Raw genomic sequence first — 21,930 nt, forward strand, 5'->3', positions numbered from 1 at the left:
TTGCGGCAGTTTGTTTATTGCCAGTTGGAATAAGAAAGGACTTCATGAAACGTCTGCTGCTAACTGCGGTTCTCACCGTATTGATGATCGCCGAAGTTCACGCCGAGTCCTTCACTATCTCTGATATTCGCGTCAATGGCCTCCAGCGGGTCTCCGCGGGTAGCGTCTTTGGTGCTTTGCCGTTGAACGTCGGTGAACAGGCGGATGATCGACGCCTGGTGGAATCCACTCGTGCGCTGTTCAAAACCGGGTTCTTTCAAGATATCCAGCTGGGCCGCGATGGCAACGTCCTGGTCATTACGGTAGTCGAACGTCCGTCGGTTGCCAGTATCGAGATCGAAGGCAACAAGGCGATCTCCACTGAAGACCTGATGAAGGGCCTCAAGCAATCCGGCCTGGCCGAAGGCGAGATCTTCCAGCGCGCCACCCTCGAAGGTGTACGTAATGAACTGCAGCGCCAGTACGTCGCCCAGGGCCGCTATTCGGCTACCGTCGACACCGAGGTGGTGCCGCAGCCGCGCAACCGCGTTGGCCTGAAGGTCAACATCAACGAAGGCACCGTTGCGGCTATCCAACACATCAACGTGGTAGGCAACACGGTCTTCCCTGACGAGGACCTGATCGACCTGTTCGAACTCAAGACCACCAACTGGCTGTCGTTCTTCAAGAACGATGACAAGTACGCCCGTGAAAAACTCTCCGGTGACCTGGAGCGCCTGCGTTCCTACTACCTGGACCGCGGCTACATCAACATGGACATCGCTTCGACCCAGGTGTCCATCACCCCGGACAAGAAGCACGTCTACATCACCGTCAACATCAACGAAGGTGACAAGTACACCGTTCGTGACGTGAAGCTGAGCGGTGACCTGAAAGTCCCTGAAGACCAGGTCAAGTCCCTGCTGCTGGTGCAGAAAGGCCAGGTGTTCTCGCGCAAGCTGATGACCACCACCTCCGAGCTGATCACCCGTCGCCTGGGTAACGAGGGTTACACCTTCGCCAACGTCAACGGCGTACCTCAGCCCCACGATGACGACCACACGGTAGACATCACTTTCGCTGTCGATCCAGGCAAGCGCGCCTACGTGAACCGCATCAACTTCCGTGGCAACACCAAGTCGGAAGACGAAGTGCTGCGCCGTGAAATGCGCCAGATGGAAGGTGGCTGGGCGTCGACTTACCTGATCGACCAGTCCAAGACCCGTCTGGAGCGCCTGGGTTTCTTCAAGGAAGTCAACGTTGAAACCCCGGCTGTACCGGGTGTCGATGACCAGGTGGACGTCAACTACAGCGTTGAAGAACAGGCGTCCGGTTCGATTACCGCCAGCGTCGGTTTCGCCCAGAGCGCGGGCCTGATCCTCGGTGGTTCGATCACCCAGAACAACTTCCTGGGTACCGGTAACAAGGTCAGCCTCGGCTTGACCCGCAGTGAATACCAGAGCCGCTACAACTTCGGTTATGTCGACCCCTACTGGACTGCCGATGGCGTGAGCCTGGGTTACAACGCCTTCTATCGTACAACTGACTACGACGATCTCGACGTCGACGTGGCCAGCTATGCCGTGGATAGCCTGGGTGCAGGCGTGAGCGTCGGCTACCCGATCAGCGAGACTTCGCGCCTGACCTTCGGCCTGACGGCCCAGCAGGACGAGATCAAGACCGGTGTGTATACCGTTGACGAGATCTTCGACTTCGTTAACAAGGAAGGCGACAAGTACCTCAACTTCAAGGCGTCGGCCGGTTGGTCCGAGTCGACCTTGAACAAAGGCGTACTGGCGACCCGTGGCCATTCCCAGAGCCTCGTGCTGGAAACCACCACGCCGGGCAGCGACCTGTCGTTCTTCAAGCTCGACTACCGTGGCCAGTTGTTCCAGCCGCTGAGCGACAACTACACCATGCGCCTGCATACCGAACTGGGTTATGGCGATGGTTACGGTTCGACCGATGGCTTGCCATTCTATGAAAACTACTATGCTGGTGGTTTCAACTCGGTTCGTGGCTTCAAGGACAGCACTTTGGGTCCTCGCAGTACGCCAAGTACCGGCAAGAACCCTGGCACTGCGCTCGACCCGGACCAGGATCCGCTGCCGTTCGGTGGTAACGTGCTGATCCAGGGTGGTGTGGAAGTTCTGTTCCCGCTGCCGTTCGTCAAGGATCAGCGTTCCCTGCGCACTTCGGTATTCTGGGATGTGGGTAACGTATTCGACTCATCGTGCTCTGATACTGTGAACGCCGATGGCACGAAGTCCAACACCAAGTGCAACGACATCAGTCTGAGCAATATGGCCAGTTCCGTCGGTGTGGGTGTGACCTGGGTCACCGCACTGGGTCCTCTGAGTTTTGCGTTGGCCATGCCAGTCAAGAAACCGGATGACGCTGAAACTCAAGTGTTCCAATTCTCCCTCGGTCAGACGTTCTAAGCGTCTGCCCCAAGATAACGACAATGGATTTTGTAGGAGTGCATCGTGCGTAAGTTGACTCAATTGGTTCTCCTGGCTTCCGTACTGGTTGCAGGTCCGGCATTTGCCGACATGAAAATCGCCGTTCTGAACTATCAGATGGCCCTGCTGGAATCCGATGCGGCCAAGAAATACGCCGTGGATGCCGAGAAGAAATTCGGTCCTCAGCTGAGCAAGCTCAAGACCCTGGAAAGCAGCGCCAAGGGCATCCAGGATCGCCTGATGGCCGGTGGCGACAAAATGCAGCAAGGCGAGCGTGAGCGTCTGGAGCTTGAGTTCAAGCAAAAGGCGCGTGACTTCCAGTTCCAGTCCAAGGAGCTGAACGAAGCCAAAGCCGTTGCCGACCGTGAAATGCTGAAGCAGCTCAAGCCGAAACTGGACAGCGCTGTGGAAGAAGTCATCAAGAAAGGTGCTTTTGACCTGGTCTTCGAGCGTGGTGCAGTGATTGATGTCAAGCCTCAGTACGACATCACGCGCCAGGTTATCGAGCGCATGAATCAGCTGAAGTAATCCATGACCGTGACCATTAAGCTCGGCCAGCTGGCCGAGTTCCTCGGCGCCACGCTACGTGGCGACCCAGAGAAAGCAATTACTGGGCTAGCCACCTTGCAGGAGGCTGGCCCAACTCAGTTGAGCTTTCTCGCAAACCCCCAATACCGCAAGTACCTGGCAGGCAGCCAGGCGGCAGGGCTGTTGCTCAAGGCCGCTGACGCCGAAGGTTTTGCTGGCGATGCGTTGGTGGTGCCTGATCCTTATGCAGCGTACGCGCGTATTTCCCACCTGTTCGATCCCAAGCCCAAGGCGGTAGCCGGTGTGCACCCGACGGCTGTGATTGCAGCGGATGCGGTAGTCGACCCGGCAGCGAGTATAGGTGCATTTGCGGTCATCGAAAGCGGGGCGCATATTGCTGCCGGTACGACCGTGGGTGCGCATTGCTTCATCGGTGCCCGTAGCGTCGTTGGCGAGGGTGGCTGGCTGGCCCCGCGCGTCACGCTGTATCACGACGTGCGCGTCGGCAAGCGGGTGGTGATTCAGTCCGGTGCGGTACTTGGTGGTGAAGGTTTTGGCTTTGCCAACGAGAAAGGCATCTGGCAAAAAATCGCCCAGATCGGTGGCGTGCTGGTGGGCGACGATGTGGAAATTGGCGTGAACACCGCCATCGACCGCGGTGCGCTGGCCGATACCATCATTGGTAATGGCGTGAAGCTCGACAACCAGATTCAGATCGCCCACAACGTCCAGGTAGGTGATCACACCGCCATGGCGGCGTGCGTGGGTATCTCCGGCAGCACCAAGATCGGCAAGCACTGCATGCTCGCCGGTGGCGTAGGGCTGGTGGGGCATATCGATATTTGCGACAACGTTTTCATCACCGGGATGACCATGGTGACCCACTCGATCACCGAGCCGGGTGCCTATTCCTCCGGTACGGCGATGCAGCCAGCCGCCGAATGGCGCAAAAGCGCGGCACGTATTCGTCAGCTCGATGACATCGCGCGGCGTCTGCGACAGCTGGAAAAGCAAGCAGGGGAAGTGACCCCTGGCGGTAATGCTTCATCAGATGGCTGATACCATTTCCATATCAAGTGTGCACAGCCGCTAGACTGCGTCCTTGATTTGCTAGCGGAGTGTGCGTCAGTCGCGCGCTCCCAATCTTTACATAGGCTTCCCCCCGAAATGATGGACATCAACGAGATTCGCGAATACCTGCCTCACCGTTACCCGTTCCTGCTGGTGGACCGGGTCGTGGATCTGGACGTGGAAGGCAAGCGCATTCGCGCCTACAAGAATGTCAGCATCAACGAACCGTTCTTCAATGGTCACTTTCCTGCGCATCCAATCATGCCGGGCGTACTGATCATCGAAGCGATGGCTCAGGCTGCCGGGATCCTTGGTTTCAAAATGCTCGACGTGAAACCGGCCGATGGCACCCTTTATTACTTCGTCGGCTCCGACAAGCTGCGCTTCCGCCAGCCTGTACTGCCGGGCGATCAGTTGATCCTTGAAGCCAAGTTCATCAGCTGCAAGCGTCAGATCTGGAAGTTCGAGTGCCAGGCTTCGGTCGATGGCAAGCCGGTCTGCTCTGCTGAAATCATCTGCGCGGAACGCAAACTATGAGTTTGATCGACCCTCGCGCAATCATCGATCCGAAAGCCGTCCTGGCTGACGGTGTCGAGGTCGGCCCGTGGTCGATCGTCGGCGCAGGTGTGGAAATCGGCGAGGGCACGGTAATCGGGCCGCACGTTATTCTCAAAGGCCCGACCCGAATCGGGAAGCACAACCGTATCTACCAGTTTTCCTCGGTAGGTGAGGACACGCCCGATCTGAAATACAAAGGCGAGGAAACCCGCCTGGTGATCGGTGACCACAACGTCATCCGCGAAGGCGTGACGATTCATCGTGGGACCATTCAGGATCGTTCGGAAACGACCCTGGGCGATCACAACTTGATCATGGCCTACGCCCACATCGGTCACGACAGTGTCATCGGCAACCACTGCATCCTGGTCAACAACACGGCGCTGGCCGGCCATGTGCATGTGGAAGACTGGGCGATCCTGTCCGGTTTCACCCTGGTTCACCAGTATTGCCACATCGGCGCCCACAGCTTTTCTGGCATGGGTACCGCCATTGGCAAGGACGTCCCGGCCTATGTCACGGTATTCGGCAATCCGGCCGAAGCCCGCAGCATGAACTTCGAAGGCATGCGCCGTCGCGGTTTCAGCGAAGACGCGATCCACGCCCTGCGTCGTGCCTACAAGGTGGTGTATCGCCAGGGGCTGACGGTTGAGCAGGCGCTCGCCGAATTGGCCGAATCCTCTGCCCAGTTCCCGGAAGTGGCGGTGTTCCGCGATTCCATACAGTCCTCGACCCGCGGCATCACCCGCTAATCATGGCCAGTCTGCGTATTGCGCTGGTGGCGGGCGAGGCTTCCGGCGACATTCTGGGCGCGGGTCTGATGCGTGCGCTCAAGGCGCGCCATCCGGCGGTCGAGTTCATCGGCGTTGGCGGCCCATTGATGCAGGCCGAGGGCCTGACGTCCTATTTCCCCATGGAACGCCTGTCGGTCATGGGCCTGGTGGAAGTGCTGGGCCGCTTGCGAGAATTGCTGGCGCGCCGCAAAAAGCTGGTGGCCGACCTGATCGCCGCGAAGCCGGACGTATTCATCGGTATCGACGCCCCGGACTTCAACCTCAATATCGAACTCAAGCTGCGTCAGGCCGGGATCAAGACCGTGCATTACGTCAGCCCGTCGGTCTGGGCGTGGCGGCAGAAGCGCGTGCTGAAGATTCGCGAAGGTTGCGACCTGATGCTCACGCTGTTCCCGTTCGAAGCGAAATTCTACGAAGAAAAAGGCGTGCCGGTGCGGTTTGTCGGGCATACCTTGGCCGATGCCATTCCGCTGGAAGCAGACCGTGCTGCTGCGCGGGCCGAACTGGGATTGCCTGACGGGCCGTTGGTTGCGCTGATGCCCGGCAGTCGTGGCGGCGAAGTCGGCCGTCTCGGTGCCTTGTTTCTCGATACGGCCCAGCGCCTGCGGGCAATGCGCCCCGGTGTGCGGTTTGTAGTGCCTTGTGCCAACCCGCAACGCAGGGCGCAGCTGGAAGAGCTGTTGGCCGGTCGCGATTTGCCGCTGACCTTGCTCGACGGCAAGTCCCACCTGGCGTTGGCGGCCTGCAACGCCGTGCTGATTGCCTCCGGTACAGCAACGCTTGAAGCCTTGTTGTACAAGCGGCCGATGGTGGTTGCCTATCGCCTGGCACCGCTGACGTTCTGGATTCTCAAGCGCATGGTGAAAAGCCCCTACGTGTCCTTGCCGAACCTGCTGGCCCAGCGTCTGTTGGTGCCCGAGTTGTTGCAGGACGATGCCACGGTCGAAGCGCTGGCCCAGACCCTGTCGCCGCTGATCGAGGGTGGTGAAGAGCAGACCCGCGGTTTTGATGAAATTCACCGGACCCTTCGTCTGGATGCCTCCAATCAGGCTGCGGACGCAGTGCTGAACTTGATCGACCCGGTAAAATGAGTAAAAAAAGCATGCAGATGGGGCTGGATTTCACCTTGGTCGCGGAGGTTGAAGAATTGGTAGCCGGAGTCGATGAAGTCGGACGAGGACCGCTCTGTGGCGCGGTGGTCACGGCGGCGGTGATCCTGGATCCGAATCGTCCGATCCTCGGCCTGAACGACTCGAAGAAACTCACCGAGGCCCGCCGCGAAAAGCTCTACGACGAAATCTGCGAAAAAGCCCTGAGCTGGTGCATTGCCCGCGCGGAAGTCGAAGAAATCGACGAGCTGAACATCCTCCACGCCACCATGCTGGCCATGCAGCGCGCGGTTGCCGGGCTGCACGTCCAGCCGAAACTGGCGATGATTGACGGCAACCGTTGCCCGAAATTGCCGATGCGCTCCGAAGCGGTGGTAAAGGGTGATAGCAAGGTGCCAGCCATCGCCGCGGCATCGATCCTGGCCAAGGTCAGTCGTGACCGTGAAATGGCTGCTTTCGAATTGATCTACCCCGGTTACGGCATCGGCGGACACAAAGGCTACCCGACGCCCGTTCATCTGGAAGCGCTCGCCCGCCTTGGGCCAACGCCGATTCATCGACGTTCGTTTGCCCCGGTACGCCTCGCTTATGAAGCACGGGAAAGCCTGATCGAGAGTTAGTCGCAAGGCTGATTTTTTCTACCAAGGCCCGGTACAATCCGGCGTCTTAAAGCGTCACGAGCGCAGGTAAGACAAGGCGAACGGTAGCGAGAAAGCGGAGTTGACTTTAGTCAATGAGCATTTCGAGTTGCCGTTCAACGCAGTATTACCAAGCGCAGTAGCTTTAAACGCCGGATTTCCGGGCATTGTTGTTTTCACGTTTTAGACAGGATCACTATGCCGGCTTCATTCGTTCACCTGCGCCTGCACACTGAATACTCCCTGGTCGACGGTCTGGTGCGGATCAAGCCGCTGGTCAAGACCCTGGTCGGCATGAACATGCCTGCCGTAGCGGTCACTGACCAGAACAACATGTGTTCCCTGGTCAAATTCTATAAAAACGCCATGGGTGCCGGGATCAAGCCGATCTGCGGCGCCGACCTGTGGCTGTCGAACAAGGATCCGGACAACCCCCTGAGCCGGATCAGCCTGCTGGTAATGAATGCCGCGGGTTATCGCAATCTCACCGAATTGATCTCTCGCGGTTTTATCGACGGTCAGCGCAATGGCTCGATCATCATCGAGCGCGAGTGGGTGGCCGAAGCCAGCGACGGCTTGATCATGCTGTCGGCGGCCAAAGAGGGTGAAATCGGCCAGGCCATGCTCAGCGGCAACCCGGATGAAGCGGAAAACCTGGCGCGTGAATGGATGGCCGTGTTTCCGGATCGCTTCTATCTGGAAATCCAGCGCACCAACCGCCCCAACGATGAAGAACAACTGCACGGTGCCGTGGCACTGGCCGAGAAAATCGGCGCACCGCTGGTTGCGACCAACGATGTGCGCTTCATCAAGCAGGAAGATTTCGCCGCCCACGAAACCCGCGTGTGCATCGGCGAGGGCCGGGCCCTCGACGACCCGCGTCGTTCGAAGAACTACAGCGATCAGCAGTACCTCAAAAGTGCCGAGGAAATGGCCGAGCTGTTCAGCGACATTCCCGAGGCGCTGGAAAACACCGTCGAGATCGCCAAGCGCTGCAACATCGAAGTCAAGCTGGGCACGCACTTCCTGCCCAACTTCCCGATCCCAGATGGCATGACCATCGACGAGTACTTCCGCAAGGTGTCCTTCGATGGTCTGGAAGAGCGGCTCTCCGTCCTGCTGCCCAAGGACACCACCGAAGACTATGAAGCCAAGCGCCAGGTCTATGTCGACCGGCTGAATTTCGAGCTGGATATCATCATCCAGATGGGCTTCCCGGGTTACTTCCTGATCGTGATGGACTTTATCCAGTGGGCCAAGAACAACGGCGTGCCGGTCGGTCCTGGCCGAGGGTCGGGTGCCGGATCGCTGGTGGCCTACGTGCAGAAGATCACCGACCTCGACCCGCTGGAATATGACCTGCTGTTCGAACGTTTCCTTAACCCGGAACGGGTCTCCATGCCCGACTTCGACGTCGACTTCTGCATGGACGGTCGTGATCGGGTGATCGACTACGTGGCCGAAAAATACGGCCGCAACGCGGTAAGCCAGATCATCACCTTTGGTTCCATGGCGGCAAAGGCGGTGGTGCGCGACGTGGCGCGGGTGCAGGGCAAGTCCTACGGCCTGGCGGATCGTCTGTCGAAGATGATCCCGTTCGAAGTCGGCATGACCCTGGAAAAGGCCTACGAACAGGAAGAAATCCTGCGTGACTTCATCAAGGTCGATGAAGAAGCGGCGGAAATCTGGGAGATGGCCCGCAAGCTTGAGGGCGTTGTGCGTAACGTCGGCAAGCACGCCGGTGGCGTGGTGATCGCGCCGACCAAGCTCACCGACTTCTCGCCGATTTATTGTGACGAAGCCGGCGATGGCCTGGTAACCCAGTTCGACAAGGACGACGTTGAGGCGGCCGGCCTGGTGAAGTTCGACTTCCTCGGCCTGCGGACCCTTACGATCATCGACTGGGCGCTGAAAACCATCAACCGCGACCGCGCCAAGGTCAACGAACCGCCGCTGGACATCGCGTTCATCCCCCTGGATGACAAACCGACTTATAGCCTGCTGCAGAAAGCCGAAACCACCGCGGTGTTCCAGCTTGAATCGCGCGGCATGAAGGAGCTGATCAAAAAGCTCAAGCCCGACTGCCTGGAAGACTTGATCGCACTGGTGGCTCTGTTCCGTCCGGGCCCGCTGCAATCGGGCATGGTGGACGACTTCATCAACCGTAAGCACGGTCGCGCCGAGCTGGCGTACCCGCACTCGGACTACCAGTACGAAGGCCTCAAGCCGGTATTGGCCCCGACCTACGGCATCATCCTGTATCAGGAACAGGTGATGCAGATTGCCCAGGTCATGGCTGGCTACACCCTCGGCGGTGCGGACATGCTGCGTCGGGCGATGGGTAAGAAAAAGCCCGAGGAAATGGCCAAGCAGCGCGGCGGTTTCATTGAGGGTTGCGCGACCAACAACATCGATGCCGACCTTGCAGGTAACATTTTCGACCTGGTGGAAAAATTCGCCGGTTATGGCTTCAACAAATCCCACTCCGCGGCCTATGGCCTGGTGTCGTACCAGACCGCGTGGCTGAAAGCGCATTACCCGGCGCCGTTCATGGCCGCGGTACTCTCGGCGGACATGCACAACACCGACAAGGTCGTGACCTTGATCGAAGAAGTGCGCACGATGAAGCTGCGTCTCGACGCGCCGGACGTGAACACTTCCGAGTTCAAGTTCACGGTGAACGACGAAGGCCGGATCATCTACGGCCTGGGCGCGATCAAGGGTGTGGGCGAGGGGCCGGTGGAGGCGATCACCGAGGCACGCCAGGACGGCCCGTTCAAGGACCTGTTCGATTTTTGCGCCCGGGTCGATCTCAAGCGCATCAACAAGCGCACCCTCGACGGTTTGATCCGCAGCGGTGCACTGGATCGCCTGGGGCCGTATTTCCATGACGAAGCCAAAGCCTACCAGGCCAATATCGACCGTAACCGCGCGGTATTGCTGACCGCAATGGAAGAGGCGATCAAGGCCGCCGAGCAAACCGCCCGCACCCATGACAGCGGCCATGCCGACCTGTTTGGCGGGCTGTTCGTGGAAGAAGACGCCGACGTCTACGCCAATCATCGCAAGGCCAAGGAGCTGACCCTCAAGGAACGACTCAAGGGCGAGAAAGACACCCTCGGCCTGTACCTGACCGGTCACCCGATCGACGAATACGAAGGCGAAATCCGCCGTTTCGCCCGTCAGCGCATCATCGACCTGAAGCCGGCGCGCGACACCCAGACCGTTGCTGGCATGATCATCGCCCTGCGGGTGATGAAGAACAAAAAGGGCGACAAGATGGGCTTCATCACCCTCGACGACCGTTCGGGGCGGATCGAAGCGTCGCTGTTCGCCGATGCGTTCCATTCCGCGCAATCGCTGTTGCAGACCGATGCGATGGTGGTGGTCGAGGGCGAAGTCAGCAACGACGACTTCTCCGGCGGCCTGCGGTTGCGGGTCAAGCGGGTGATGAGCATGGAAGATGCGCGCACCAACCTGGCCGAAAGCCTGCGCCTGAAGCTGCATGCCAAGGATCTCAAGGGCGATCAGCTACGCTGGCTGGGTGAACTGTTGAAGCGTCACCGAGGTGCGTGCCCGATCACCATGGACTACACCAGTCCCGATGCGAAAGCCTTGCTGCAGTTCGGCGAAGGCTGGCGAATCGACCCGGCGGATGCGTTGATTCAAGCCCTGCGTGACCAGTTCGGGCGAGACAACGTCTTCCTCCAATACCGTTAAGGTCAGGGTGACATTACGCAACCCTGGGCTTGAGCAGAATTTTTAATCTCGACCTTAACGCGCCTGTCCCTTATGGTAGGGCGCGAATAGACAACCGGCCGGCCCAAGCTCCCTTGGACGCCGACCCAAGACGGACGCCTATGAACCCGAATTTTCTGGATTTCGAACAGCCGATCGCCGACCTGCAAGCCAAGATCGAAGAGTTGCGCTTGGTCGGTAATGACAATTCGCTGAATATCGGCGATGAGATCTCCCGCCTGCAGGACAAGAGCAGCACGTTGACCGAAGACATCTTCGGCAAGCTGACCAGCTGGCAGATCGCGCGTCTGGCGCGTCACCCGAAGCGTCCATATACCTTGGACTACATCGAACACATCTTCACCGAGTTCGATGAGCTGCACGGCGACCGTCACTTCTCCGACGACGCCGCCATCGTCGGTGGTATTGCCCGTCTGGAGGACCAGCCTGTGATGGTGATCGGTCACCAGAAAGGCCGTGAAGTACGCGAAAAAGTTCGCCGCAACTTCGGCATGCCGCGTCCGGAAGGCTACCGCAAGGCCTGCCGCCTGATGGAAATGGCCGAACGTTTCAAGATGCCGATCCTGACCTTCATCGACACCCCGGGCGCCTACCCGGGCATCGACGCGGAAGAGCGCAACCAGAGCGAAGCGATTGCCTGGAACCTGCGCGTGATGGCTCGCCTGAAAACCCCAATCATCGCCACCGTGATCGGTGAAGGTGGTTCCGGTGGTGCGCTGGCGATCGGTGTTTGCGATCAGCTGAACATGCTGCAGTACTCGACCTACGCGGTGATCTCGCCGGAAGGTTGCGCATCGATCCTGTGGAAAACCGCCGAGAAAGCCCCGGACGCCGCTGAAGCCATGGGCATCACCGCCGAGCGCCTCAAAGGCCTGGGCATCGTGGATAAAGTGATCGGCGAGCCCCTGGGTGGCGCGCACCGTGATCCGGCGGCTGCGGCTGCCTCGATCCGTGCCGAACTGAGCACGCAACTGGCGATGCTCAAGAAGCTCGACCACAAGGCGCTGCTGGACCGTCGTTACGAGCGTCTGATGAGCTACGGTCTCTAAGACGATCACGCAGTACCCATGTGGGAGCGAGCCTGCTCGCGATGAGGGTTTAACATTCAGCAAATATGTTGGCTGTTGAATCGCTATCGCGAGCAGGCTCGCTCCCACATTTGATTTGCGCGAGGCGACGGATATGAGCAATTCCAACATTCTGTCAGCCAGGCTTCTGCTGAATCTTGCGCCCTGGCGCAACGCCGCAACCTGGCACATCGCCTTCTCCGGTGGCCTCGACTCCACCGTCCTCCTGCACCTTCTCGCACACCTCGCCAAAACCGAATCCCTGCCAGCGCTGAGCGCCATCCATGTCCATCACGGCCTCCAGGCTGTGGCCGACGCGTGGCCGGAGCATTGTCGGGCGATGTGCGAGTCGCTGGGAGTGCCGTTACAGGTCATTCGCGTCCGGGTGCAACCCGGCGCCAGCCTTGAGCGAGCCGCCCGTGATGCGCGTTATGCGGCGTTCTGTGAGGCCATTCAAGACAAAGAAGTGCTGCTGACGGCCCAACACCGTGACGATCAGGCGGAAACCTTGCTGTTTCGTCTGTTGCGTGGGGCCGGCGTAAGGGGGCTGTCAGGGATGCCACGCCAGCGCCCGCTGGGTAAAGGGCATCTGCTACGACCCATGCTCGATGTTACGCGCGCCGAGCTTGAGGCCTATGCATCGGAACACAAGCTGAGCTGGATCGAGGATCCTTCCAACCAGGACCGGCAGTTCTCACGCAATTACCTGCGTCATCAGGTGTTCCCGGCATTGACTGCGCGTTGGCCACAGGCGCTGGCGACCATGGCCCGCAGTGCTGCGCATCTCAGTGAGGCGCAGGCATTGCTCGATGATCTTGCGCAAATCGACTTGAGCCAGGCGAACACGCCAAGTGATTTCGATTGGCTGGGCCTGCCATCGCTGGTGCTGGCACCCCTGGAAAAACTCTCCGCCGCTCGCCAGCGCAATGCGCTCAGCCATTGGCTCGAACCCCTGACCCGACTGCCGGACAGTGACCATTGGTCGGGTTGGGTCGATTTACGCGATGCCACCGGCGACGCGCGGCCGATCTGGCGCTTGGCCGATGGCGAGCTGCATCGGGCGGGCGGGCGTATCTGGTGGTTATCCGATGCCTGGCTGCGTGCGGCACCAGCGCCTGGAGCATGGCTTGAACCCACGCAACCGTTGACGTTGGCCGACAACGGCGTGCTCACGCTCAGTGGGCAAATCCCCGCCGGTACGCTGCAGATCCGCTATCGTGAGGGAGGCGAGGTGATGGATTTACCGGGTCGCGGGCATCGTGACCTCAAGCGTTTGCTCAATGAAAGCGCGGTGCCGCTGTTCGTGCGCGGCAGATTGCCGCTGCTGTTCAAGGGCGCGCAATTGCTGGCGGTGGCGAACCTGCCGGGGTTGGACGGCAGTGCGCAGGGAGACTGGCATTTACATTGGCAACCACCAGGCGAAGATCAAGGTTTGAGCTGAAAGGGGCTTTCCGGTAGACTACGCTCCCTTCTTGATACAACTTCTGTGGATTCGCCTGAATTGCAGGAGTTGCCGATTACCAAGCAGTCTTTGCTGGGCGATTCCAAAAAATGTGTAGCGAGCAACGAACCGGTGTTTCATTTCCCGGTCTGTCCCAACGCGGCGGTTTTTTTGAAAGGTGCACTGTGATTAATGCAGGTGATCGGGGGCTTCGGCCTTCCTTCGCTTTCCCCGGCGGCTCGGACCGCTTTAACGCAGACTTCTAGGGTTTTTCATGACGCGCTACATATTCGTCACGGGCGGTGTTGTTTCTTCTTTGGGGAAAGGCATTGCATCGGCATCATTGGCGGCCATCCTGGAGGCGCGGGGACTTAAGGTCACCATGCTGAAGCTGGACCCGTACATCAACGTCGACCCGGGCACCATGAGCCCGTTCCAGCACGGTGAAGTGTTCGTCACCCACGACGGCGCCGAGACCGACCTGGACCTGGGTCACTACGAGCGGTTCATCCGCACGACCATGACCCAGAACAACAACTTCACCACCGGCCGTGTCTACGAGCACGTGCTGCGCAAAGAGCGCCGTGGTGACTACCTGGGTGCAACCATCCAGGTGATTCCGCACATCACCGACGAAATCAAGCGCCGCATCATCAAGGGCGCCGGCGATGCCGACGTGGCGATGGTCGAGATCGGTGGCACCGTGGGTGACATCGAATCCCAACCGTTCCTGGAGGCTATCCGCCAGCTGCGTTTCGAAGTCGGCGCCAAGCGCGCGATGCTGATGCATCTGACGCTGGTGCCGTACATCGCCACTGCAGGCGAAACCAAGACCAAGCCAACCCAGCACTCGGTGAAGGAACTGCGTTCCATCGGCCTGCAACCAGACGTGCTGGTGTGCCGCTCCGATCACCCGATCGATGTGTCGTCGCGTCGCAAGATCGCGCAGTTCACTAACGTTGAAGAACGTGCGGTGATCGCGCTGGAAGACGCCGACACCATCTACAAGATCCCGGGCATCCTGCACTCCCAGGGTCTGGACGACTTCGTCGTCGAGCGTTTCGGCCTGCAATGCGGCGGTGCCGACCTGTCCGAATGGGAAGCCGTGGTCGACGCCAAGCTCAACCCTGAGCATGAAGTCACCATCGCCATGGTCGGCAAGTACATGGAACTGCTGGACGCGTACAAGTCGCTGATCGAAGCGATGAGCCACGCCGGTATCAGCAACCGCACCAAGGTCAACCTGCGCTACATCGATTCCGAAGACATCGAGAACCAGGGCACTGCGCTGCTCGAAGGCGTCGACGCGATCCTGGTACCTGGTGGCTTCGGCCTGCGTGGCGTGGAAGGCAAGATCACTGCCGTCCAGTACGCTCGCGAAAACAAGGTTCCTTACCTGGGCATCTGCCTGGGCATGCAAGTGGCCGTGATCGAGTTCGCTCGTAACGTGCTGGGCTGGAAAGACGCCAACTCCACCGAGTTCGATCGTGCCAGCGGTCACCCGGTCGTGGGCCTGATCACCGAGTGGGAAGACGCCACCGGTGCTGTCGAAACCCGTACCGAGGCGTCCGACCTGGGTGGCACCATGCGCCTGGGCGCACAGGATTGCCTGCTGGAGCCGGGCTCCCTGGTTCACGGCTGCTACGGCAAGGACGTGATCGTCGAGCGTCACCGTCATCGCTACGAAGTGAACAACAACCTGCTGCCGCAGATCATCGAAGCCGGCCTGAAAATCTCCGGTCGTTCCGGTGATGGCGCGTTGGTCGAAGTGGTGGAAGCCCCGGATCACCCATGGTTCGTCGCTTGCCAGTTCCACCCGGAGTTCACTTCGACACCACGCGACGGTCACCCGTTGTTCAGCGGTTTCGTTAAAGCTGCTTTGGCTCAACACCAGAAGAAGGCGTAAACCTGATGGCGCAGAAGATCATCCGCGTAGGCGATATCGAGATTGCCAACGACAAGCCTATGGTGCTGTTCGGTGGCATGAACGTGCTGGAAAGCCGCGACATGGCGATGCAGGTGTGCGAAGAGTATGTGAAGGTTACCCAGAAACTGGGTATCCCTTACGTGTTCAAGGCCAGCTTCGACAAGGCCAACCGCTCCTCCGTGACCTCTTACCGTGGCCCAGGCCTGGAAGAGGGCATGCGGATTTTCCAGGACATCAAGCAAGCCTTCGGCGTGCCGATCATCACCGACGTCCACGAGCCGGAGCAGGCCGCGGTCGTCGCTGAAGTCTGCGACATCATCCAGTTGCCGGCCTTCCTGTCGCGCCAGACGGATCTGGTTGTCGCGATGGCCAAGACCGGCGCGGTGATCAACATCAAAAAGGCCCAGTTCCTCGCGCCTCAGGAAATGAAACACATCCTGAACAAGTGCGTGGAAGCGGGTAACGATCAGTTGATCCTCTGCGAGCGTGGTTCGAGCTTCGGTTACAACAACCTGGTCGTCGACATGCTCGGCTTCGGCATCATGAAGCAGTTCGAATACCCGGTGTTCTTCGACGTGACCCACGCGCTGCAAATGCCGGGCGGTCGTGCTGATTCCGCTGGTGGTCGTCGCGCCCAGGTCCTGGATCTGGCGAAAGCCGGCATGAGCCAGTCTCTGGCCGGCCTGTTCCTGGAAGCCCACCCGGATCCGGACAACGCCAAATGCGACGGCCCTTGCGCCTTGCGTCTGGACAAACTGGAGCCATTCCTGGCCCAGCTCAAAGCCCTGGACGAACTGGTGAAGAGTTTTCCGACGGTAGAAACCGCGTAATCCTCAATTCTCCGGTAAAGTACCGCACGATTTAACGCTCAGGCCCTCGGGCCTGAGCCTTATCGTCCGCAAGCCTGCCCGCTGCGACTCACTTGCCGACGGTAAAAGATTTCCTCTAGCTGCGTCGTTTTCGTCAACTTTGGAGTGTTTACAACAATGGCTAAAATCGTCGACATCAAAGGTCGTGAAGTTCTCGACTCCCGTGGCAATCCCACCGTGGAAGCGGATGTGCTTCTCGATAACGGCATCATCGGCAGCGCTTGCGCGCCGTCCGGTGCTTCCACTGGCTCGCGTGAAGCGCTCGAGCTGCGTGATGGCGACAAGAGCCGTTACCTGGGCAAGGGTGTACTCAAGGCCGTGGCCAACATCAACGGTCCGATCAAAGACCTGTTGAAAGGCATGGACCCAAGCGACCAGAAAGCCCTCGACCTGGCGATGATCAAGCTCGACGGTACTGAAAACAAAGGTTCCCTGGGCGCCAACGCGATCCTTGCCGTTTCCCTGGCTGCGGCCAAGGCAGCAGCACAGGACCAGGACCTGCCGCTGTACGCGCACATCGCCAACCTGAACGGCACCCCGGGTGTGTACTCGATGCCGGTTCCGATGATGAACATCATCAACGGTGGCGAGCACGCCGATAACAACGTCGACATCCAGGAATTCATGGTGCAGCCGGTTGGCGCCAAGTCTTTCTCGGAAGGCCTGCGCATGGGTACCGAGATTTTCCACCACCTCAAGGCTGTTCTGAAGGCCCGTGGCCTGAGCACTGCCGTGGGTGACGAAGGTGGTTTCGCACCTAACCTGGCTTCCAACGAAGACGCTTTGAAAGTGATCTCCGAAGCCGTGGCCAACGCCGGTTACACCCTGGGCACCGACGTGACCCTGGCCCTGGACTGCGCAGCCAGCGAATTCTACGAAGACGGCAAGTACAACCTGTCCGGCGAAGGCCAGGTGTTCACCGCTGAAGGTTTCGCTGATTACCTCAAAGGCCTGACCGAGCGTTACCCGATCATCTCCATCGAAGATGGCCTGGACGAGTCCGACTGGGCTGGCTGGAAAATCCTCACCGACAAGATCGGCGAGAAGACTCAGCTGGTAGGCGACGACCTGTTCGTGACCAACACCAAGATCCTGAAAGAAGGCATCGACAAGAAGATCGCCAACTCGATCCTGATCAAGTTCAACCAGATCGGCACCCTGACCGAAACCCTGGAAGCCATCCAGATGGCCAAGGCCGCCGGTTACACCGCCGTGATCTCGCACCGTTCGGGCGAAACCGAAGATTCGACCATTGCCGACCTGGCCGTGGGCACTTCGGCTGGCCAGATCAAGACCGGCTCCCTGTGCCGTTCCGACCGCGTTTCCAAGTACAACCAACTGCTGCGTATCGAAGAGCAGTTGAACGGTAAAGCCAAGTACAACGGCCGCAGCGAATTCCGCGGTTGATAGTAAGCTGGTAAAAAAGACACCGGATTGTGTCGGAAAAATCGCAGCAGCGACATTTTTGCCACTAATCTGATGCCTTGAAAGCACAAGCCTGGTTTTTCCAGGCTTCGTGCTATCAGTAGCTTCATGTTTTGGTATGGCTGTCTTTTTCCACTGGATACCTGATATTCGATGCGCAGTCCCAATTGGTTGTTTCTCGTCTTGCTCCTGTTGCTGGCTGGCCTGCAATACCGCCTGTGGGTGGGTAATGGCAGCCTGGCGCAAGTGGCTGAGCTGACCCAGCAGATTGCGGATCAACAAGCCGAGAACCAGACATTGCTGGAACGCAATCGGGTGATGGACGCGGAAGTCAGCGAGTTGAAAAAAGGCATGGAAACCGTTGAAGAACGGGCTCGCCATGAGTTGGGCATGGTCAAGGACGGTGAAACCCTTTACCAGCTCGCCCAATGAACCTCGATCTGCCGGCCTTCTGGGCCGTGATTCCTGCCGCGGGCGTCGGTGCCCGTATGGCCGCGGACCGTCCCAAGCAATACTTGCAACTGGGCGGGCGCACTATTCTCGAACACAGCCTCGGCTGTTTCCTCGATCACCCTGGCCTGAAGGGCCTGGTGGTCAGTCTTGCTGTTGATGATCCTTATTGGCCGAACCTGCCGCTTGCCGGCGATCCGCGTATCGCACGGGTCGAGGGGGGCGCCGAGCGTTCCGGGTCGGTGCTCAACGCGTTGCTGCATTTGCATGCCCAAGGTGCCGATGATGAGGATTGGGTGTTGGTTCACGATGCTGCACGGCCAAACCTGAGTCGCAACGATCTGGACAAGCTGCTGGCGGAGCTGGCTGACGATCCTGTCGGTGGACTGCTGGCGGTTCCTGCGCGGGACACGCTCAAGCGGGTCGACAAGCACGGTCGTGTGGTCGAAACCGTGGATCGCAGTGTGATCTGGCAGGCCTACACGCCGCAGATGTTTCGCCTTGGGGCGTTGCATCGAGCGTTGGCGGACAGTCTGGTGGCGGACGCTGTCATCACCGACGAAGCGTCGGCGATGGAGTGGGCGGGTATGGCTCCTCGCTTGATTGAAGGTCGTTCGGACAACCTCAAGGTCACGCGGCCCGAAGACCTTGAGTGGTTGAAACAGCGTTGGGCTAATCGCCGCTGATTCTTCCAGCGTCTGATAGATTGCCATCGCGGGCAAGCCCGCTCCCACAGGGTTCAGTGGTGTTTACAAGGTTTGTTATCGCCTCCGACCACTGTGGGAGCGGGCTTGCCCGCGATGGCGGCGGCCCGGACAACCAGCCTTCCGCTGACACATCGACCCATTTCTAACTCCGGTATTCAGGCCGCTCGGCTAACCCCTCTTTTAGAAAATCCACCAACTTGCGCACCTTCGGCGACAGATGCCGCTGCTGCGGATACAGCGCCCAAACGGCCGTATTCGGCGGTTGATGCGCTTCCAGCAACGAAATCAACGCGCCGCTTTTCAGATGCTCCAGCACGTAATAGTCCGGCAGCTGGCACAACCCCACACCCTGCAGCGCCGCATCCAATACCGCTTGCCCACTGTTGCACCGCCAGTTTCCCTGGACTCGCTGGGAAAATTCCCGCCCGTTCTGTTCCAGTTGCCAGAGGTCCGAACTGCCAATAAGGCAATTGTGCCGGCTTAACTCCGACAAGCTGTGTGGTCGACCATAACGTTCCAGGTAGGAAGGTGACGCGCAGAGGAACATGCGCCGTGGCGCGAGGCGGGTGGCGACCAGTCTTGAGTCCTGCAGGCGCCCCAGGCGGATCGCCAGGTCCAGGCCTTCATGCACGAGATCAAGCTGGCGATTGCTCAGTTCGATGTCGATCCGCAGTTGCGGATAAAGCCCCATGAAGCGAGTAACCAGCGGCACGATGAAGCGTTCGCCGTAGGCCACGGCACAGGTCATGCGCAGCATGCCCTTGGGTTCGCTGGTCAAGTCGCCGACCGCCCGCAACGCCTCTTCGCGGCCATCCTGCAAGCGCTGACAATGTTGCAGAAAGGTTTGCCCGGCCTCGGTCAGCGTGACCCGCCGGGTACTGCGATAGAGCAGGCGGGTTTGCAGGCGCTCTTCGAGGCGTACGATTTGTCGACTGACGTGCGAGGAAGAAACCCCCAGGCGTTCGGCCGCGGCAGTGAACTGACTGCATTCGGCGACGGCGACAAATTCGTCGATCCCTTCCCAGCGGTTTTCCGACATCGAAGATTATCCCTGTGTAGCAATAATGTTTTGCTTTTGTCCTGATTATTCACTGTGGGGCGCTGTATTACACTCCTTGTCTCGTTTTTATTCACTGGAGAATCACCATGATCAAGTCACGCGCCGCCGTTGCCTTCGAGGCCAAGAAACCTCTGGAGATCGTTGAAGTCGATGTCGCCATGCCCAAGGCCGGTGAAGTGTTGCTGCGCGTGGTGGCTTCCGGTGTCTGCCATACCGATGCCTACACCCTCTCGGGCGCCGACCCGGAAGGCATTTTCCCGTCGATCCTCGGTCACGAAGGCGGAGCCATCGTCGAAGCGATCGGCGAAGGCGTGACCTCCGTGGCGGTGGGCGATCATGTGATCCCGCTGTACACCCCGGAATGCCGCCAGTGCAAATTCTGCCTGTCGGGCAAGACCAACCTCTGCCAGGCGATTCGTGCGACCCAGGGCAAAGGCTTGATGCCGGATGGCACATCGCGGTTTTCCTACAAAGGCCAGCCGATTTTCCACTACATGGGTACTTCGACATTCTCCGAGTACACCGTGCTGCCGGAAATTTCCGTGGCCAAGATCGCCAAGGAAGCACCGCTGGAAAAAGTCTGCCTGCTGGGTTGTGGTGTCACCACCGGCATCGGCGCAGTGTTGAACACCGCCAAGGTGAAACCCGGTGACACCGTGGCCATTTTCGGTCTGGGTGGCATCGGTCTGTCGGCGGTCATCGGCGCGGTAAAAGCCAAGGCCGGACGGATCATTGCCATCGACATCAACCCGGCCAAATTCGAGATCGCCAAGCAGCTGGGTGCAACCGATTGTGTAAACCCGAAAGACTTCGATCGCCCGATCCAGGAAGTCATCGTCGACATGACCGACGGCGGCGTCGACTTCTCCTTCGAGTGCATCGGCAATGTGCAACTCATGCGTGCCGCCCTCGAGTGCTGCCACAAGGGCTGGGGCGAGTCGGTGATCATCGGTGTGGCCGGTGCCGGCCAGGAAATATCCACCCGTCCGTTCCAGCTGGTCACCGGTCGCGTCTGGCGCGGTTCGGCGTTTGGCGGCGTGCGCGGCCGTACCGAATTGCCAAGCTACGTGGAAATGGCCGAGACCGGTGAGATCCCGCTGGATACCTTCATCACCCACACCATGGGCCTGGAAGATATCAACAAGGCGTTCGACCTGATGCATGAAGGAAAAAGCATCCGCTCCGTCATCCATTTCTGAGGTCAGCCATGAGCCTGGAAAATATCTCCTGCCAGAAAAGCTTCGGCGGCTGGCACAAGCGTTATCGCCATCGCTCGGAAACGCTCGGCTGCGACATGGTGTTTGCCGTGTACCTGCCGCCGCAAGCGGAGCAGGGCGGCAAGCTGCCGGTGCTGTACTGGTTGTCCGGCCTGACCTGCACCGACGAGAACTTCATGCAGAAGGCCGGCGCCATGCGCATGGCCGCCGAATTGGGCCTGATCATCGTCGCGCCGGACACCAGCCCACGAGGTCCCGATGTGCCGGGTGATCCGGACGGTGCCTGGGACTTCGGCCTCGGCGCCGGGTTCTACTTGAACGCCACCCAGGAACCCTGGTCGCGCCACTATCGGATGCATGACTATGTCGTGCAGGAATTGCCGGCATTGGTCGAGGCGCATTTCCCTGCGTCGGACAAGCGCGGCATCAGCGGTCACTCCATGGGTGGCCACGGTGCGCTGGTCTGTGCCTTGCGCAATCCGGGGCGTTATCTGTCGGTATCGGCGTTCTCGCCGATCAACAACCCGATGGATTGCCCGTGGGGGCAGAAGGCCTTTTCCCGCTACCTGGGAGAAGACCGTTCGAAATGGCGTGAATGGGATGCCAGTGCGTTGATTGCCGAGGCCGATGAAAAGCTGCCGCTGTTGGTCGATCAAGGCGATCGCGACGATTTCCTCGCCAACCAGTTGAAGCCCGAAGCCTTGCAACAGGCGGCCAAACTGGCCGGTCACCCGCTGACGTTGCGCCTGCAACCGGGTTATGACCACAGCTATTTCTTCATCGCCAGTTTCATCGATGAGCACTTGCGGCATCACGCGCATGCTCTAGGTGCCTAATGCAGGTAGAATCACGCCCTGACAAAATTCGGG

At 59.4% G+C, this 21,930-nt stretch carries 18 protein-coding genes; 17 read left to right on the forward strand and 1 reads right to left on the reverse strand.

The window, feature by feature from the left end; translation table 11 throughout:
- The first annotated feature begins 44 nt into the window (after positions 1 to 44).
- From bamA to ispD, 15 genes are all read left to right on the forward strand, one after another.
- On the forward strand, positions 45 to 2,420 hold the full coding sequence (gene bamA, locus PMI35_RS22390) for an outer membrane protein assembly factor BamA (protein WP_008057316.1): 2,376 nt from the start codon (positions 45 to 47) through the stop codon (positions 2,418 to 2,420).
- Between the two features lie 45 nt (positions 2,421 to 2,465).
- On the forward strand, positions 2,466 to 2,969 hold the full coding sequence (locus tag PMI35_RS22385) for an OmpH family outer membrane protein (protein ID WP_008057318.1): 504 nt from the start codon (positions 2,466 to 2,468) through the stop codon (positions 2,967 to 2,969).
- Between the two features lie 3 nt (positions 2,970 to 2,972).
- Positions 2,973 to 4,028, forward strand: a complete 1,056-nt coding sequence (gene lpxD, locus PMI35_RS22380) for a UDP-3-O-(3-hydroxymyristoyl)glucosamine N-acyltransferase (protein WP_008057320.1) — start codon at positions 2,973 to 2,975, stop codon at positions 4,026 to 4,028.
- A 108-nt stretch (positions 4,029 to 4,136) separates the two neighbouring features.
- Positions 4,137 to 4,577 (forward strand): 3-hydroxyacyl-ACP dehydratase FabZ, encoded by a 441-nt coding sequence (gene fabZ, locus PMI35_RS22375; RefSeq protein WP_007940511.1) that lies wholly within the window; start codon positions 4,137 to 4,139, stop codon positions 4,575 to 4,577.
- Positions 4,574 to 5,350 (forward strand): acyl-ACP--UDP-N-acetylglucosamine O-acyltransferase, encoded by a 777-nt coding sequence (lpxA, locus tag PMI35_RS22370; RefSeq protein WP_008057322.1) that lies wholly within the window; start codon positions 4,574 to 4,576, stop codon positions 5,348 to 5,350. Before fabZ ends, lpxA begins: the two co-directional genes overlap by 4 nt.
- Positions 5,351 to 5,352: 2 nt before the next feature.
- On the forward strand, positions 5,353 to 6,483 hold the full coding sequence (gene lpxB / locus PMI35_RS22365) for a lipid-A-disaccharide synthase (RefSeq protein ID WP_008057323.1): 1,131 nt from the start codon (positions 5,353 to 5,355) through the stop codon (positions 6,481 to 6,483).
- Between the two features lie 11 nt (positions 6,484 to 6,494).
- Positions 6,495 to 7,121, forward strand: coding sequence for a ribonuclease HII (gene rnhB / locus PMI35_RS22360; protein ID WP_008057324.1), 627 nt, complete (start codon positions 6,495 to 6,497; stop codon positions 7,119 to 7,121).
- A 216-nt stretch (positions 7,122 to 7,337) separates the two neighbouring features.
- Entirely contained in the window at positions 7,338 to 10,859 is a 3,522-nt protein-coding gene (gene dnaE / locus PMI35_RS22355; RefSeq protein ID WP_008057325.1) for a DNA polymerase III subunit alpha, read from the forward strand.
- 140 nt (positions 10,860 to 10,999) lie between these two features.
- Positions 11,000 to 11,947 (forward strand): acetyl-CoA carboxylase carboxyltransferase subunit alpha, encoded by a 948-nt coding sequence (locus PMI35_RS22350; RefSeq protein WP_008057327.1) that lies wholly within the window; start codon positions 11,000 to 11,002, stop codon positions 11,945 to 11,947.
- A gap of 133 nt (positions 11,948 to 12,080) precedes the next feature.
- Positions 12,081 to 13,406, forward strand: a complete 1,326-nt coding sequence (gene tilS / locus PMI35_RS22345; protein WP_008057329.1) for a tRNA lysidine(34) synthetase TilS — start codon at positions 12,081 to 12,083, stop codon at positions 13,404 to 13,406.
- A 274-nt stretch (positions 13,407 to 13,680) separates the two neighbouring features.
- Positions 13,681 to 15,312: a CTP synthase gene (locus tag PMI35_RS22340; RefSeq protein ID WP_008057332.1), complete on the forward strand. Its 1,632-nt coding sequence runs from the start codon at positions 13,681 to 13,683 to the stop codon at positions 15,310 to 15,312.
- Positions 15,313 to 15,317: 5 nt separating this feature from the next.
- Complete coding sequence (gene kdsA / locus PMI35_RS22335; protein ID WP_008057333.1) at positions 15,318 to 16,163, forward strand: 3-deoxy-8-phosphooctulonate synthase; 846 nt, start codon at positions 15,318 to 15,320, stop codon at positions 16,161 to 16,163.
- A gap of 156 nt (positions 16,164 to 16,319) precedes the next feature.
- Positions 16,320 to 17,609 carry a phosphopyruvate hydratase gene (gene eno / locus PMI35_RS22330; protein ID WP_008057334.1) on the forward strand — a complete coding sequence of 430 codons (1,290 nt, stop codon included), beginning with the start codon at positions 16,320 to 16,322 and terminating at the stop codon, positions 17,607 to 17,609.
- Between the two features lie 171 nt (positions 17,610 to 17,780).
- A complete protein-coding gene (gene ftsB, locus PMI35_RS22325; RefSeq protein ID WP_008057335.1) occupies positions 17,781 to 18,059 on the forward strand; it encodes a cell division protein FtsB in 279 nt (92 codons plus the stop codon).
- On the forward strand, positions 18,056 to 18,763 hold the full coding sequence (gene ispD / locus PMI35_RS22320) for a 2-C-methyl-D-erythritol 4-phosphate cytidylyltransferase (RefSeq protein WP_008057336.1): 708 nt from the start codon (positions 18,056 to 18,058) through the stop codon (positions 18,761 to 18,763). The genes ftsB and ispD overlap by 4 nt, the downstream gene beginning before the upstream one ends.
- Before the next feature lie 163 nt (positions 18,764 to 18,926).
- Here ispD and PMI35_RS22315 read toward each other — a convergent pair whose 3' ends face one another.
- A complete protein-coding gene (locus PMI35_RS22315; RefSeq protein WP_008057337.1) occupies positions 18,927 to 19,823 on the reverse strand; it encodes a LysR substrate-binding domain-containing protein in 897 nt (298 codons plus the stop codon).
- A 107-nt stretch (positions 19,824 to 19,930) separates the two neighbouring features.
- Between PMI35_RS22315 and PMI35_RS22310 the strand changes: the two genes are divergently transcribed.
- Positions 19,931 to 21,043 carry an S-(hydroxymethyl)glutathione dehydrogenase/class III alcohol dehydrogenase gene (locus PMI35_RS22310; protein WP_008057338.1) on the forward strand — a complete coding sequence of 371 codons (1,113 nt, stop codon included), beginning with the start codon at positions 19,931 to 19,933 and terminating at the stop codon, positions 21,041 to 21,043.
- An 8-nt stretch (positions 21,044 to 21,051) separates the two neighbouring features.
- Entirely contained in the window at positions 21,052 to 21,897 is an 846-nt protein-coding gene (gene fghA / locus PMI35_RS22305) for an S-formylglutathione hydrolase (protein WP_008057339.1), read from the forward strand.
- Positions 21,898 to 21,930 lie beyond the last annotated feature (33 nt).

Source organism: Pseudomonas sp. GM78 (assembly GCF_000282475.1).
GTDB lineage: Bacteria > Pseudomonadota > Gammaproteobacteria > Pseudomonadales > Pseudomonadaceae > Aquipseudomonas.